The organism is Pseudomonas sp. Seg1, from assembly GCF_018326005.1.
Lineage (GTDB): Bacteria > Pseudomonadota > Gammaproteobacteria > Pseudomonadales > Pseudomonadaceae > Aquipseudomonas.
Genome location: NZ_AP021903.1, coordinates 3,494,802 through 3,510,470, shown reverse-complemented (window position 1 = coordinate 3,510,470; position 15,669 = coordinate 3,494,802). Strand labels below are relative to the sequence as shown.

The window sequence follows — 15,669 nt, the reverse complement described above, 5'->3', positions numbered from 1 at the left end:
CTCAGGCCTCCTGCCGCTGACGTGCGAGTGAAAGCCGCGGCAACAGCATTGCGCCGAGGTGATAAAAGGCCAGCAACAGCATCGCCATGCCCAGCGGCCAATAGAACAACTCGCGCTGGGGCTGGTGGCTGAGGGTTTTCACCTGATGCGGGGTGAGGCGGTCGAGGGTGCTGTAGACCTGATCCAACGCGGTGCGATCCTCGGCGCGGAAGAACTGGCCACCGGTGGTTTTGGCAATCTGCTCAAGGCCCGGCAGATTGACTTTGGCCTCACCCGACGCACTCGGATCACCGATGCCGATGGTGTGGATGACCACGCCTTTGTTGGCGGCCATTTCTGCGGCGTGATCCGGGGTGATCGCGCTGCTGGTGTCGTTGCCGTCGGTGAGCAGGATCAGCACTTTTTCCTGTTCGTGGGCCTGATCCAACAGCTTCAGGCTGAGGCCGATGGCATCGCCGATGGCGGTGTTGGGGCCGGCCATGCCGATACCAGTGTCGGCCAGCAACAGCGACAGGCTGGCGTGATCAAGGGTCAGCGGCGCCTGCGGATAGGCGCCGCTGCCGAACACGATCAGGCCGAGGCGGTCGTCCTTGCGCTTGTCGATAAAGCCTTGCACGACGTCTTTTACTGCCGCCAGCCGATTGATTTTCTGGCCACTGGCGTTGGTGAAGTCTTCAGTCTCCATGGACTGCGAAATGTCGATGGCGAGCATCAGGTCGCGCACCGGTTGCTGGCGTTCGATGGGCTTTTCGACGAACACCGGGCGCGCCGCCGCCAAAAGAATCAGCGCCCACACCGCGAGGTTCAGCAGCAATTGCCACCCATTGCGCCGCGTACCGGCGTTGGCTGGCGCTTCACCGACCGCGCGGCTCATGGCGCCGAAAAACGGTACGCGCACGGCGCTGCGCGCTTCGTTGTAGGCCGGCAAATAGCGGTAAGCCAGCCAGGGCAGCGGCAGCAGAAGCAACAGCCACGGGTAATCAAGCTGCCACATGGTGATGCTCCACCCAGTATTGGCAGGTGTCGAACAGCGCCTGGCGTTGCGACTCGGGGAGGGCGCGCAGGGTGTCGTCGGGGGCGTAGGCCAACTGAGCGAGTTGCTCGCTGAAATCGGCGGGTAGCGGTTTCTTGCAGTGCCGCTGCAAAAAACTTTGCCAATCCTCGCGACCCAGCGCTGCAACCCCCTGTAGGAGTGAGCCTGCTCGCGATACTGATCGATCAGTTGATGAATGCGTTGAATGTGATGACCCTTTCGCGAGCAGGCTCACTCCTACAGGGATCGGGTTTCGATCAAGAGATTGTGTGGGCATCGAGAGGGCCACGCGTTTCAGCAGCTCAGGCAGTTCGCGCAGTGCATTGAGGTCAGTGCTGCGATCACGCAACTGCGCCAGCCGTTCCAAACCCTCGCGGCGATACTGATCGCGCTGCCATTGCCAATGGCGGCGCACGCCGATGATCAACGCCATCAGGATCAACACCGCGAGCAACACCCACCAACCCCACGTCTGCGGCGCATAGCTCACCGGCGCGGGCAAGCCCAGCTCCTTGAGCTGATCGATACTCGGGATATTCGGATTCATCGCCGCGAGCCGGCAGTCTTGCCAAGTTCGGCACGCAGTTGCGCGTGCGCCTCTTCGGCCGTGCTGAACATCATCAGCGGTACCTGACTGCGCCGCAGCAAGGTGGCGACGTCCTTGAGGCGCCCCCCCAGGTAATCGCCCAACGGTTGATGCACGCTGCGTTTCTCGACCGCCAGTTCTACCTGCAATTGTCCTTGCGTCACCAGCAGCCGGCCGTTGCTCGGCAGTTTCAACGCCAGCGGATCATAGACTTGCAAAGCGATCACATCGTTGTGCGTGCGCAGTTGCCGCATCAATTGCAAGGTGCGCTCCCCGGCGCCGGCAAAGTCGCTGACGATGCAGATCAAATGATCATGCCCGGCCAATGCCAGGCAGCGTTGTAAGGCCTTGTCGAGTTGATCTTCGTCTTCAGCATCGGGGTTGGCGGCGTTCAGTGCCTGATTCTGTTCGGCGACCCGGCTGAGCAAAGCTTCCACGCGTTTACGGCTGCGCAGCGGCGCCACGCTGTCGATGCTTTGATCGTTGAACACCAGCCCGCCGACCCGGTCGCCTGCGTTGAACACCATCCATGCCGCCAGCGCGGCCAACTCAGCGGCGAGGGCAGATTTGAAGCTGCGTTGCGAGCCAAAGAACATCGACATGCGCTGATCGACCACGACCAGCGCCGGGCGGTCGCGCTCTTCGGTAAACGTGCGCACCACCGGTTTGCCGGTGCGCAACGAGGCACGCCAGTCGAGGTGGCGCAAGTCGTCACCCGGCTGATAGCGGCGCAACTCATCGAAATTCAAGCCACGGCCACGCAAGCGCGAGGCATGGTTGCCGGCGAGGATGCTGCCCTGCGGCTGACGCGCCAGAAAACTCAGGTCACGGGCCTTGAACTCCAGCGCCATCAATTGCGCCAGAGAGACGTAGACCAGACCGTCAGCGTTCACGCCGGAATCGCCACTTTGTCGAGAATCCGGTCGAGCACCTGATCGGCCGTCACGCCATCGGCCACCGCGTCATAACTCAATTGCAAACGATGACGCAGCACCGGATGCACTACCGCACGCACGTTGTCCGGCGAAACAAAATCCTGACCCTGCAACCACGCATCGGCGCGTGCGCAACGATCCAGGCCAATGCCGCCACGTGGACTCGCACCAATGTTGATCCAACGGCCGAGGTCTTCGTCGTAATCGGCCGGATGGCGCGTGGCGTTGATCAGGTCGATCAGATAGGTGTCGATGGCCGGCGAAACATGCACCGCGCTGACTTCCTTGCGCGCAGCGAAAATCACTTCCTGCGACAGGCTGAAACCCTTGGCTGGCGCGGTGTTCGCGCCTTGGGCGAACTCCTCGGCGCGCAATAAACGCAAGACCTGGCTTTCGTTGTCGGCGCTCGGATAATCCAACAGGACTTTCATCAGAAACCGGTCCATCTGCGCTTCCGGCAGCGGATAGGTGCCTTCCTGTTCGATAGGGTTTTGCGTGGCCACCACGATGAACAGTTCCGGCAGCGGATGACTGTTGCCGGCCACGGTGATCTGGCGTTCTTCCATGGCTTCGAGCAGCGCCGCCTGGACTTTCGCCGGGGCGCGGTTGATCTCGTCGGCGAGGATCAGGTTGCCGAACAACGGCCCTTGCTGGAAACGGATTTCATTCTGCCCGGCGACCTGATGCAGCACCTCCGCGCCGGTGATGTCCGAGGGCAGCAAGTCCGGGGTGAACTGGATGCGGCTCATCTTGGCGTCGAGGTGCTTGGCCAATGCCTTTACCGTGCGCGTCTTGGCCAACCCCGGCAGGCTTTCCAGCAGCAAATGCCCGTTCGCCAACAGGCCAAGGAGGATCTGGCGGATCACCTGATCCTGGCCGAGCACGGATTCGGCAATGCTCGCTTGCAGGGCGTTGAGGTCGCTGAGTGCTGTCATGACTTGTGCTTCCTTCTCAAAACATGAACGTCGGAATGACCGGAATGAACGACAGCCGGAAATTCCAGCGGCTACTGATCAGGTCGTCAGGGTGGATTGCCGAGTATTGAATCTCGCCGGAGATACGCACCGGCAATTTGCCGAAGTTGAAAATCCGCCCGGCACCGATGCCGATGGGGAAGGTGACTTTGTTGCCATCCTCGGCCTTCCAGTTGACCGTGACGTTGGGGGTCATGCCGATGCGCCATTGCTCCGGCCCCGGAATCGCCCGTTGAATGAAGTACTGCACGTTGGTCAGGCTGACGTCCTTGCGTTTGCTGTCGCCGCCGACCGACCACCAGTGTTGCGGGAACACGCCAAGCGTCCAGTCCGGGCCGAGATAGGCAGCGACGAACGCCGGGCCCAGCGAGTATTTGCCAGTGCCGAGTACGTCTTCTTCGGCGGTGGGGAACATTGCCGTCGGGCCGAAGCCCCAGACCATTTTGCCGCCGCTACTGAAACGAATAGGCTCCTTGGGCGAGAACACGCCTACGTAGGCCAGATCGCCGAAGCCGCTGGTACGGTCGAACGGGTCTTGAATCACTGAGGCGAAGTCGCCGCGATCGTGCAGCAATTCGTTCGGCCCCATGCCGATCAGGTTGCCGGCCTTGTGATTGACCGGCGCGCTGACGTAGCTGATCGGCAGGCGGTTGATCAGGTTCCAGTCTTCGCCAAGGGAAATCGGAAAGGTCGGCATGAAACTGTATTTGCCGAGCATGCGCGTACCGTTGCTGTGCGGGCCTTTGAGCGCGGTGTAGTCGTATTGATTGAACAGCAGCACGAGGTTGCCGACCGGGTTATCCATCAGTTTGGCGATTTGTTCGGTGGAGGGATCGCAACCGGCGGCGACGACTTTTTTCAGGTCGATGTCGAAGTCTTGCTGCAGACGCTGGCAGGTTTCCGGATCGCCTTTGGCAGTGCTCGGCGTCGTTGCGTTGCCGAGGGACGGCAAGTCGCCCGCCGCGCAGGCGAGGCCGCTGAACATTACTGTGTAGAGGGCCAGACCCGGTCGCTTCCATGCTGTCGTCATCGTGATGCGGCTCCGCTACCAGGCGTACTGCAGGCGTAATGTCCAGGTGTTTACATCCGGTGAGCCGGTGCGTTCGGAGACCGTGTCGGAGTAGGCGATCAACCCACCAAACTGAGGTGACAGCATGAAGCCGACACTGGCGCCCAAAAGGCCGTTTTCCTGTTTGTTGTCTTGCCAGTCGCCGTTGATTTTTGTTTCGCCGCCACGACTGTAAGTCGCATCGAGCGAGGCCCACAACGCACGGTTGATGGTGTAGCTGTAGTGACCCTCAACGGCATAAAGCGCTTTCTGTTCGAGCTTGCCATCGCCGTGATAGTCGTCGTTGTCACCGTACAACGACACATAGGTATTGAATTCGAGCCAGGTAGGGCCAATCGGGGTACCAAAGGCGACCTCCGGTTTGAATGCCCAGCGGTTCGAGCCGATGTTGATGATCCGGTCTTTGTCGTAATCGCCTGTAGGAGCCGTCACCCAAAGCGCGCCAGTGAGGAACGTCTCGGGCGTCCAGTTGGCGAACTCTTCCTTGGTCAGCGCCGGGCCGCCAAAGATGTTATGCACCAGCACCACTTGGGTATCGGCCATACCGCCATTGTGTTTGGTACCGTCGAAAAACTGCGCATTGTCGAAGGACGCCGAAATATCGGCATAAGGCTGCAAGATCTGAATCGCGCTGTTACGGCCGTCAATTGCAAACGATCGGGCAAAACGGGCGATGTAAAGGTTGGCGTCCAGAGACAAGCCTTCGATGGGCAGCGCCGTATCGATCGGTGTGTTGGTATCGATGCGGTTGTAATAACCAAACACCATGTTCAGATCGGTGGGCAGGTTCTGCCAGTCGCGCGCGTTATCCGCCACGCTCAACAGTGGCGCCATGGTCAGGCCAAGCGCTGTCAATGCGACTTTTCTGGATGTCTTCGGGCCCATTACAGTGCTCCAGCGATTTGTCGAAAGGGGGCTCATGGTTTAACGATCACGGGCGTCAACAGCGGCATCTTCCACTCGCCGCTGGCCACTTCCGGTTTTGGCAGGTACAGACGCAGCACCCCGTAGAACGGCCCGTTCGGCGCCGGCAGCCAGTTGGCCTGTTTGTCCTTGCCTGGATTTTTGTGTTGCACGTAAAGCGTCAGACCGCCGTCAGCATCGAGCTTCAGATCCGGCAACATTCGCGAGTTGATCAGGTAGCGGTTGAGCGGATTGGCGACCAGCAATTTGCTTTTGCCGTCGTACATGGTCAGCGACCAGAAAGCATCCGCCGGGGGCAGGGCGCCCCTGTCGAAATGCAGGGTGTAGTCGTGTTTCGCGGCGTCCGCGGGTTGGCCATCCTTGTCAACGAAGTAGCCGATGTAATTCGCCTCTTCGGCAGAGTTGCCGAAGATCCCCATGTTGGCGCCGGCGTAGCGATACAGGTAATTGCCCTTGAGGTGATCGCGAGTGCCGAACAGATCTCCGCTGCTGACCTGATGGGCATCGACCTTGTCTTTCTTGAACGCGGCGAATTCGGCCTTGGCGTCACTGATGCCGTCTTCCAATGCCTTGCGTTGTTCGGCGCTGAGTTTGTTTACGTCGAACGGTTCGCCGGCACCAATGCCGATTTTCGCGAAGCGCGCGAGCAGGTCTTTCTCCACGTCTTGTGGTGGGGTGAACGCGAGCATGAAGTTCAGGTAACGAAACAGATCCGGGGTTTCGCTCATGGTCGCGGTTGGCTTGGGCCAACTGACCTTCGACGCCGGCGCCGGGGCTTTCTGTTTGAGGTAATGGCTGAGGGTTTCGACCTTGTAGCCCTTCTGGATCTGCTTGACCTTGCCCAGGTCCTTTTCATCAAACAACTGCGTGCGGTACAGCGCATAAGTGATGTTGCTTTCGCTGCGCAGCAGACGGTCGATATTCACCGGTTGCTGACCCTGCCAGTCCGGCCCGGCGATCATGAAGTGGCCGCCATTGTTGCCGGTGCTGCGGGTCCCCAGATACGCGAAGTTCTGCGTGTAGGCGTCGATCAATTGCACCGAGTAATAGCGGTGTTCCTCGATGGCCGGCAGGGTCAGGATCAGCGGTTCGGCACGCAGGTCCATCCAGACGAACGAGTAGGGCGTGTCGGCGTTCGGTGTGACGAACGCGGTGTCCTTGGCAGTGAAGGCCTTGGCGGTGTTGCCGATCTGGTTGAACGGTGCCTTGAAGTTCGGGCTTTTAGTGTCGACGGCCTGGGTGTAGAGGGTCTTGTACATCTCAACCACCGGGAACCCGTACAGATAGGCTTCCTTGGCGATACCGCGGGTCTCTTCAGGGCTTGCGCTGAAGTCGGCCCAGGCGTTGCAACTCAACGCGAGGGTCAGGCCGGTGAGCAACAGATGGCGTGTGTTCATGGATGTCCTTAATCACTGCACGACAGTGATGTCGTCGAGTTTCCAGCTCTTGTCGAAATAGGCTTCGGTCGGCGCATACAGGCGGAAATAGCTGAACCAGTGTTTGCCGGGCAGGGTTTGTACCCAGTTGTTCTCGAAACCCTTTGGCGCGGTCGGGCCGAAGTACAGGTCGACCGAACCGTCGGGGTTTTTCTTCAGGTCCTGACGCGACGACAAATCGGCCTTGCGCTGCGGATTGTCGATCAGGCAGCGGCTGTCGATGTCGTAAACGGTCATCGACCAGAACTGCTTGGCGGGTGGCGGGGTGCCGACGTGCAGGCGATAGTTCTTGCCGCCGTCCAGCCATTCGCCCTTGGCATCGGTGTAGGCGCCGAGGTAGGTCTGGCCCAGCCCCGGCGTCTTGGAAACCATGCCTTTGGTGTTGGTGACCGCTTCGTAGAACCATGCGCTGCGTTCCCACAACTGGTCGTAATAGGCCACGCGTTGCGACGGCTCGGCGATGTTCAGCACGGTGTCCCAATGCCGGTCCGGCCAATATTGGGCATCAGGGAAACGCTTGGCGAAGGTGTTGGCCTTGGCGATCAGTTCACCGACCTGCGCGCCTTGCTCCAGCGCTTGACGCTGATGAGTGTTGGGGTTGAAAGGTTTGTCTTTCTCGATGCCGAGGCTGGCGAGCATGGCCATGTAGAAACGGTCGCGTTCGTTGACCGGTTCTTTCTGGATGATCTGATGCAGGCTTTGCCAGTAAGCGATACCACGCGGCTGCGTGCCCGACCAGGCTTTGCCGCCGGGGGAGAGCAAACGGGTTTTGCTCGGCTCACTGCGTTTGGCGTACGGGTACATCTTGAACTGCTCGACCAGAGCCTTGCCCTTGGCGGGGTCCGGATCGAGCACGCGGAAACCCACCAGCACGTTCATGGTTTCCGATTTCGCCAAGTAGTACTGATCGGCATCCGCTGGCGGCTCTGCGCCCGGTGGCAGCACCAGGTATTTGCCACCCTGACCTTTGTCCGGCCCGGTCTGGCCCATGTCGATGATCGCCCGTTGCCAGAAATCACCGATGCCGCCAGCGGTCGGCCCCGGCGGCAGTTCGATCACCAGCGGCCCGGTTTCGCTTAGGTCGACGAAGCCGAGAATGTACGGCGTGGTGGCGTTGGCGGTGATCACGCCGAGTTTGTCTTCGTAGCTGTTAAGGACCATCAGGTCGCCGCTGTGGGCGCCGAGCTTGTCGCGAAACTCTTCCTGCCACTGCGCGTAGGAGACCAGCGGCAACGCCCACAGATAACTCTGGGTGGCCTGCTGGAAATCCAGTTCGGCATAGAGTTTGGCAATTGATTCATGGGCCGGCAGTTCGCCCTGCATGGCGATCTTGCCGATCGGCGTATCGAGATCCTGAGCGCCGACACCGCAACTGACAAACATGGTCATCAGGCTGAAGCCGGCGGCGCGAAGTGCACTGTGCATGGCGAAGTCCTTATTTGCCGAAGGTGACATTGATGCCAGCGAACAGAGTGAATTGCGGCAGCCCATCGCCTTTGCGTTCTACCGTCCATTGCGGCTCGACAAAGGCGTTGAGAATGTTGCTGCCGGACTTCCACACCTTGCCCGCGCCGAGGCCGATCGGGATGTAGTGGGTGTCGTTCTTCAGATCGAACGTCCAGGTGCCGGTGGAGCGCAGATACCAGCCTTTTTCCAGGTTATGGATGATGAACGGCTGCATCGTTGCCGTTTCGACGTGGGGGCGATCGTGATCGCCGGCGAACGAACTCTGGTACTGCACCAGTGCGCCAAGCAGCCCGCGTGGCGAAGAATCAATGGCTATCGCGGCAAGGCCGGCCTGCCACTTACCGGTGCCCAGCTCATCTTCGGCAGCGGTCGGCGCGGTGATCTGCGGGCCGATGCCCAATTGCACACCGTCAGTCTTGAGCAGGAAGATGTCGAACAGATTGAGGTCGCCGATGCCGGTGCTGTAACCACCGTGCGGGTCGGGGCGGGTGCTGATCGGCATGGTGGCCCGGAGCAATTGCGGCACCCCGATGAAATCGTTCGGGGCGATTGGCAAGGTGCCGCGCAAAAGGGCGTCATTGGTATGGACGTTGGTGTCGTACAGCTTGGGGGTGTAGTAGTCCTGAAGATTGGCGCCGGGGGCCAGGTTCAGCGGGTTGTTGCTCTTGTTGGCTTCCTCGGCGTTATTCGCCCAGACACAACCCATGGGCGTCAGCGAACTCGCCAACAGCAAGGCGTAGCATCCCCATTTATTCAACATCATTCCCCGATTCCCTGGTGGCTGACTGGATAACTCGGCACTTGGCGGCCGTTAATGGCGTAATCCCTTTCTTATCAAGCCTGTAGGACACGTCTGAATGACGCTAGCAGCTAAACCGAAGATAGCCAGTCGAATGGATTAATTCTTTGGTTTTGTGCGCAAGATCACAGAGGATTTGTGTACTGAATAGTTAGTGATCTGCAGAGGGCTGTGGATATTCACACCCTGTAAGGTTTGACAGTTGTCGGGATATGGGGAAGGGCGTTTGATGAGCAGGTGTCGCGCCGGATGGGGGCGGTGAAGATCTTTTTGCGCATTTCTCTGCGATTCAAAGCACAGGTCATAAAACCTTTACAGAGAATCAGAGCTTTCGTACGAAGTCGTAGTGGGACCCAAAGGAAACCAGGCATCAAATATTCAACCGATTTAAGTACTCCGCTTTCTTTAGGAACTACCGCAGGCTGCGATCTTTTGACCTTGATCTATCAAAGCAGAATCAAAAGATCGCAGCCTGCGACAGCTCATACACGGGCGATTCGGTTTAGCCGTTTTTCTTGGCTTGTTCGCGGATGCGCTCTTCTTGCTCGCGCGCTTCGGGGGTGAATTCGGCACCGAAGTCTTCGGCGGAGAAGATCTGGCGGATTTCAATATCGGACTCGCCGGGCATCGGGTTGGGGCAGCGCTTGACCCATTCGATGGCTTCCTCTTTTGATTTCACTTCCCAGATCCAGTAGCCCGCCACCAATTCTTTGGTCTCGATGAACGGCCCGTCGATGACCGTACGTTTGTCGCCGGAGAAGTGCACGCGGGCACCTTTGCTGCTGGGGTGCAGGCCATCGCAATCGACCAGAATGCCGGCCTTGACCAGCTCTTCATTGAAGTTGCCCATCGCGGTGATCAGTTCTTCGCTGGGCATGATGCCAGCTTCAGAGGCGGCGTTGGCTTTTACAAGGATCATGAATCGCATGGCGGTTACTCCGTGGATTGTGGGGGATTCACTGCTTGGTCGAACGGGCAGGGCATGAATCGACAGGTCCACTGAATAAAGATGCAGTCCGGCGTTTTAACAAGCAGCAAAAGCACTGCTGACCAGATCTCCTGTAGGAGTGAGCCTGCTCGCGATGGCGTCGTGTCAGTTAATAAATAGCTGCCTGATTCACCGCCATCGCGAGCAGGCTCACTCCTACAGAGGATCGGTTGCGCGGTTGTATACAATTTTTCGCGCACGCACCCAACAATTTCCAGACAGGGCATAGGTCGTCGGACAATTTCGTGGTTAACTTCGGCCTCTTGCATGCTTTCCAATCAAAACATCAGAAGGACTCAAGTCATGGCTCAAGTCACCCTTAAAGGCAATCCGGTTCAAGTCAACGGCCAGTTGCCACAAGCCGGTTCCAAGGCGCCAGCCTTTTCTCTGGTTGCCGGCAATCTGTCCGACGTCACCCTGAAAGACTTCGCCGGCAAGCGCAAAGTGCTGAACATCTTCCCAAGCGTTGACACCCCGACCTGCGCTACTTCCGTACGCAAGTTCAACGCTCAGGCCAACGAAGTGGCCAACACCGTGGTGCTGTGCATCTCGGCTGACCTGCCGTTCGCTCAGGCCCGTTTCTGCGGTGCCGAAGGTCTGGAAAACGTGCAGAACCTGTCGACCCTGCGCGGTGCCGAGTTCATCGAGAACTACGGTGTGGCCATCGCTGACGGCCCGCTGAAAGGCCTGACCGCTCGCGCCGTCGTGGTTCTGGACGAAAACGACAACGTCCTGCACAGCGAACTGGTCAAGGAAATCGCGGAAGAGCCTAATTACGAAGCGGCTTTGGCCGTTCTGAAATAAGTGTTCTGAAACAAGCGGTTTACAATTGTTAACGGCCTGGCCCTGTCCAGGCCGTTTTCATTTGTGTATCAGTGTTTTGCCTCACACCTTGAAACGTAAGTTGAAGGTAAATTGCCGGTAAAGCTGCTTTGCTTTACCCCCACCAGTGCTTATCGTTCAGCCTCCTGTAAAAGAAGCCCACGCGCCCAATGGTTAATCACTCCATGCAATCGTCCCCCCGTCACTCCCGTCGCTGGCTGATCAGCCTGCTGGTCTTGTTGGTTATCGCCGTCCTGTGCTGGAAATTCTGGCCAGCCGGTTCAGCCCACAAGGAGGGCGCAGACAAGGCTGCGGCCGGGCACACCGGGCGTTCGGGGATGATGCGCCCAGGCTTCGGCGGTGGCTCCGGACCGATTCCGGTGCGCGTCGCGCCGGCGGTCACGGGTGACTTCCCGCTGTATTACAAGGCGCTGGGCACAGTGACTGCGTTGAACACCATTAACGTGCGCAGCCGGGTCGGCGGTGAGCTGGTGAAGATCAACTTCGAAGAAGGCCAGATGGTCAAGGCCGGCGACCTGCTGGCTGAGATCGATCCGCGTTCTTACCAGAACGCCTTGCTCCAGGCCGAAGGCACCTTGCTGCAGAATCAGGCGCAGCTGAAAAACGCACAGGTCGATGTCGAGCGCTATCGCGGCCTGTTCAAAGAAGACAGCATCGCCAAACAGACCCTCGACACCGCCGAAGCGCTGGTCGGTCAGTATCTGGGCACGGTCAAGACCAATCAGGCAGCCGTCAACGACGCAAAGCTTAATCTCGAATTCACCAAAATCCGCGCGCCAATTGCCGGTCGCGTCGGCCTGCGTCAGGTCGACGTCGGCAACCTCGTTACGGCGAACGACACCACGTTCCTCGCGGTGATCACCCAGACCCAGCCAATCAGTGTTGCCTTCACACTCCCGGAAAACAGCCTGGACACCGTGCTCTCGCGCTATCGCAGCGGCGCCAAACTGCCGGCCGAAGCCTGGGATCGCGGCGACACCAAATTGCAAGCCACCGGCGTGCTGCAAAGCCTCGACAACCAGATCGACGTCGCCACCGGCACGCTGAAATTCAAGGCCCGTTACGAGAACCGCGATCAGTCGCTGTTCCCCAATCAGTTCGTCAACGTGCACCTGCTCGCCGATACGCTCAAAGGCGTGGTTCTGGCACCGTCCGCCGCCATCCAGTTCGGCACCAACGGCACCTTCGTCTATGCGCTGGACGGTGACAGGAAAGTCACCATCCGCCAGTTGAAAATCGGCGCCAGTGACGGTGAAAACACGGTCATCACCGAAGGCCTGGCAGCGGGTGATCGCGTGGTGCTGGAAGGTACCGACCGCCTGAAGGAGGGCAGCGAAGTGGAGGTGGTCAACGACAGCAACCAAGTGCCGACCACGCCGACTGAACACTTGCAAGGCAAGTCTGCCGCGACCCCGACTGACGCCGCCGTCACTGACAAGGCCAAGAAGGGCGCATGAACATTTCGCGGCTGTTCATCCTCCGTCCGGTAGCCACAACGCTGAGCATGCTGGCCATCGTGCTGGCCGGCCTGATCGCGTATCGCTTGTTGCCCGTGTCGGCGCTGCCTCAGGTCGATTACCCGACCATTCGCGTCATGACCCTGTACCCCGGCGCCAGCCCGGACGTGATGACCAGTGCTGTCACCGCGCCGCTTGAACGTCAGTTCGGGCAGATGCCGGGCCTGACGCAAATGGCCTCGACCAGTTCCGGCGGCGCCTCGGTGCTGACCCTGCGTTTCAGCCTCGACATCAACATGGACGTCGCCGAACAACAGGTGCAAGCCGCGATCAACGCCGCGACCAACCTGCTGCCGACCGACTTGCCGGCGCCGCCGGTGTACAACAAGGTCAACCCGGCGGACACCCCGGTGCTGACCCTGGCCATCACCTCGAAAACCATGCTTCTGCCCAAACTCAATGACCTGGTCGATACGCGCATGGCGCAGAAAATCGCCCAGATCAGCGGCGTCGGCATGGTCAGCATTGCCGGCGGTCAGCGTCAGGCGGTGCGGATCAAGGTCAACCCGGAGGCGCTGGCCGCCAATAGCCTGAACCTGTCGGACGTGCGCACACTGATCAGCGCCTCCAACGTCAACCAGCCGAAAGGTAACTTCGACGGCCCGACCCGGGTGTCGATGCTTGATGCCAACGATCAACTGACGTCGCCCAAGGATTACGCCAACCTGATCCTCGCCTACAAGAATGGCGCGCCGCTGCGGCTCAAGGACGTCGCTGAAATCGTCGACGGTGCCGAGAACGAGCGTCTTGCCGCGTGGGCCAACCTGAATCAGGCCGTATTGCTGAACATCCAGCGCCAGCCGGGCGCCAACGTGATTGAAGTGGTCGACCGGATCAAGGCCTTGCTGCCGAGCATCACCGACAACCTGCCGGCCGGTCTCGAAGTCACGGTGCTGACCGACCGCACTCAGACCATCCGCGCCTCCGTCACTGACGTGCAGCACGAACTGCTGATCGCTATCGCCTTGGTGGTGATGGTGACGTTCCTGTTTCTGCGCCGTTTCAGCGCGACGATCATTCCGTCTGTGGCCGTGCCGCTGTCGCTGATCGGCACCTTCGGCGTGATGTACCTGGCCGGGTTCTCGGTCAACAACCTGACCCTGATGGCCCTGACCATCGCCACCGGTTTTGTGGTCGACGATGCGATCGTGATGCTGGAAAACATCGCGCGCTTCATCGAAGAGGGCGACAGTCCGATGCAAGCTGCGCTCAAGGGCGCCAAGCAGATCGGCTTCACCCTGATTTCCCTGACGCTGTCGTTGATTGCGGTGTTGATTCCGTTGCTGTTCATGGCCGACGTGGTCGGACGGCTGTTCCGCGAATTCGCCATCACTCTGGCGGTGGCAATCCTGATTTCCCTCGTGGTCTCGCTGACTTTGACGCCGATGATGTGCGCGCGTCTGCTCAAGCGCGAGCCGCAAGAGCATGAGCAGGGCCGATTCTACCGGGCCAGTGGCGCCTGCATCGACTGGATGATCGCCGCTTACGGGCGCAAGTTGCAGTGGGTGCTCAAGCATCAACCGCTGACGTTGCTGGTGGCCATCGGCACACTGGCGCTGACCGTGTTCCTTTATATGGTCGTACCCAAAGGTTTCTTCCCGGTGCAGGACACCGGGGTGATTCAGGGTATTTCCGAAGCCCCGCAGTCAATTTCCTTCGCCGCGATGGGCGCGCGTCAGCAGGAACTGGCCAAGGTCATTCTTCAAGACCCGGCGGTGCAAAGCCTGTCGTCCTACATCGGCGTCGATGGCGACAACGCCACGCTCAACAGTGGTCGCTTGCTGATCAACCTCAAGCCGCACGGCGAGCGTGATCTGACCGCTACCGAAGTGATTGCACGCCTGCAACCGCAACTGGACAGACTGGTCGGTATCCGTCTGTTCATGCAGCCGGTGCAGGACCTGACCATCGAAGATCGCGTCAGTCGCACGCAGTACCAGTTCAGCATGTCTTCGCCTGACTCTGAGTTGCTCAGCCAATGGAGTGGGCGACTGGTCGAGGCATTGGCGCAGCGTCCGGAACTGACCGACGTTGCCAGCGATTTGCAGGACAAAGGGTTGCAGGTCTATCTGGTGATCGACCGCGATGCCGCTTCGCGCCTCGGCGTTTCGGTGGCGAACATTACCGATGCGCTGTACGACGCCTTCGGTCAGCGGCAGATTTCGACTATTTATACGCAGGCCAGTCAGTACCGCGTGGTCCTGCAAGCGCAGGCCGGAGAGAAGATCGGCCCGCAGGCTCTGGATCAGATTCACGTCAAAACCACCGACGGTGCGCAAGTACGCCTGTCGAGTCTGGCCCACGTCGAAGAGCGTCAGGCGCAACTGGCGATCACTCACATCGGCCAGTTCCCGGCGGTGATGATGTCGTTCAACCTCGCACCGGGTGTGGCGCTGGGGCATGCAGTGGACGTTATCGAACAGGTGCAGAAAGACATTGGCATGCCGATTGGCGTACAGACCCAGTTCCAGGGCGCGGCCGAAGCCTTCCAAGCGTCGCTGTCGAGCACCTTGCTGCTGATTCTGGCGGCAGTGGTGACCATGTACATCGTGCTCGGTGTGCTCTACGAGAGCTACATCCACCCGATCACCATTCTCTCGACCCTGCCGTCGGCGGCGGTCGGCGCCTTGCTGGCGTTGCTGCTCAGCGGCAACGACCTGGGCATGATCGCGATCATCGGCATCATTCTGCTGATTGGCATCGTCAAAAAGAACGCGATCATGATGATCGACTTCGCCCTCGATGCCGAACGCAACCAGGGCATGGCGCCCGAGGAGGCGATCTATCAGGCGGCGCTGTTGCGTTTCCGGCCGATTCTGATGACCACGCTGGCGGCGTTGTTTGGCGCCGTGCCGTTGATGCTGGCCACCGGCTCCGGGGCTGAATTGCGCCAACCGTTGGGTCTGGTAATGGTCGGTGGATTGCTGGTGAGCCAGGTGCTGACCTTGTTCACCACACCGGTGATCTACCTGTACTTCGACCGTCTCGGCCGTCGTTTTGGCAAAACCGATGCCGACACCGAAGAGGTGGCGGTATGACCCAGTACAAAACCTGTAGGAGTGAGCCTGCTCGCGATGAGGCCGCCGAATCCGACATCA

The 15,669-nt window shown here is 59.7% G+C and carries 13 protein-coding genes and 1 pseudogene; 4 read left to right on the top strand and 10 right to left on the bottom strand.

From position 1 onward, the window contains the following. Window position 1: 1 nt before the first annotated feature. The 9 genes from KI231_RS15475 to KI231_RS15435 all read right to left on the bottom strand — a co-directional run bounded on the left by KI231_RS15475 (window position 2) and on the right by KI231_RS15435 (window position 9,184). Window positions 2–994 carry a vWA domain-containing protein gene (locus tag KI231_RS15475; protein ID WP_212808969.1) on the bottom strand — a complete coding sequence of 331 codons (993 nt, stop codon included), beginning with the start codon at window positions 992–994 and terminating at the stop codon, window positions 2–4. After that, entirely contained in the window at window positions 981–1,580 is a 600-nt protein-coding gene (locus KI231_RS15470) for a DUF4381 domain-containing protein (protein ID WP_212808968.1), read from the bottom strand. Before KI231_RS15470 ends, KI231_RS15475 begins: the two co-directional genes overlap by 14 nt. Continuing rightward, window positions 1,577–2,512, bottom strand: a complete 936-nt coding sequence (locus tag KI231_RS15465) for a DUF58 domain-containing protein (protein WP_212808967.1) — start codon at window positions 2,510–2,512, stop codon at window positions 1,577–1,579. The genes KI231_RS15470 and KI231_RS15465 overlap by 4 nt, the downstream gene beginning before the upstream one ends. Next, window positions 2,509–3,489 (bottom strand): AAA family ATPase, encoded by a 981-nt coding sequence (locus KI231_RS15460; protein ID WP_212808966.1) that lies wholly within the window; start codon window positions 3,487–3,489, stop codon window positions 2,509–2,511. Before KI231_RS15460 ends, KI231_RS15465 begins: the two co-directional genes overlap by 4 nt. Window positions 3,490–3,505: 16 nt before the next feature. Continuing rightward, window positions 3,506–4,513 (bottom strand): hypothetical protein, encoded by a 1,008-nt coding sequence (locus KI231_RS15455; RefSeq protein ID WP_213028800.1) that lies wholly within the window; start codon window positions 4,511–4,513, stop codon window positions 3,506–3,508. Window positions 4,514–4,573: 60 nt separating this feature from the next. Then, on the bottom strand, window positions 4,574–5,431 hold the full coding sequence (locus KI231_RS15450; RefSeq protein WP_249412160.1) for a transporter: 858 nt from the start codon (window positions 5,429–5,431) through the stop codon (window positions 4,574–4,576). Window positions 5,432–5,514: 83 nt separating this feature from the next. Further along, window positions 5,515–6,918: a DUF1254 domain-containing protein gene (locus KI231_RS15445; protein WP_212808964.1), complete on the bottom strand. Its 1,404-nt coding sequence runs from the start codon at window positions 6,916–6,918 to the stop codon at window positions 5,515–5,517. Window positions 6,919–6,930: 12 nt separating this feature from the next. After that, complete coding sequence (locus KI231_RS15440; protein WP_212808963.1) at window positions 6,931–8,382, bottom strand: DUF1254 domain-containing protein; 1,452 nt, start codon at window positions 8,380–8,382, stop codon at window positions 6,931–6,933. Window positions 8,383–8,392: 10 nt separating this feature from the next. Further along, on the bottom strand, window positions 8,393–9,184 hold the full coding sequence (locus KI231_RS15435) for a hypothetical protein (RefSeq protein ID WP_213028799.1): 792 nt from the start codon (window positions 9,182–9,184) through the stop codon (window positions 8,393–8,395). 320 nt (window positions 9,185–9,504) lie between these two features. Here KI231_RS15435 and KI231_RS30190 point away from each other — a divergent pair. Further along, window positions 9,505–9,570 (top strand): annotated as a pseudogene (locus KI231_RS30190) (hypothetical protein); the annotation flags it as partial. Between the two features lie 155 nt (window positions 9,571–9,725). On the opposite strand, the gene KI231_RS15425 reads toward KI231_RS30190, so the two are convergent. Next, window positions 9,726–10,151 carry a YciI family protein gene (locus tag KI231_RS15425; protein ID WP_212808962.1) on the bottom strand — a complete coding sequence of 142 codons (426 nt, stop codon included), beginning with the start codon at window positions 10,149–10,151 and terminating at the stop codon, window positions 9,726–9,728. A gap of 363 nt (window positions 10,152–10,514) precedes the next feature. Between KI231_RS15425 and tpx the strand changes: the two genes are divergently transcribed. The 3 genes from tpx to KI231_RS15410 all read left to right on the top strand — a co-directional run bounded on the left by tpx (window position 10,515) and on the right by KI231_RS15410 (window position 15,609). Beyond that, window positions 10,515–11,015: a thiol peroxidase gene (gene tpx, locus KI231_RS15420; RefSeq protein WP_103302155.1), complete on the top strand. Its 501-nt coding sequence runs from the start codon at window positions 10,515–10,517 to the stop codon at window positions 11,013–11,015. A gap of 188 nt (window positions 11,016–11,203) precedes the next feature. Further along, window positions 11,204–12,511, top strand: a complete 1,308-nt coding sequence (locus KI231_RS15415; protein WP_212808961.1) for an MdtA/MuxA family multidrug efflux RND transporter periplasmic adaptor subunit — start codon at window positions 11,204–11,206, stop codon at window positions 12,509–12,511. Then, window positions 12,508–15,609: an MdtB/MuxB family multidrug efflux RND transporter permease subunit gene (locus tag KI231_RS15410; RefSeq protein WP_212808960.1), complete on the top strand. Its 3,102-nt coding sequence runs from the start codon at window positions 12,508–12,510 to the stop codon at window positions 15,607–15,609. The genes KI231_RS15415 and KI231_RS15410 overlap by 4 nt, the downstream gene beginning before the upstream one ends. The last annotated feature ends 60 nt before the right edge of the window (window positions 15,610–15,669 follow it).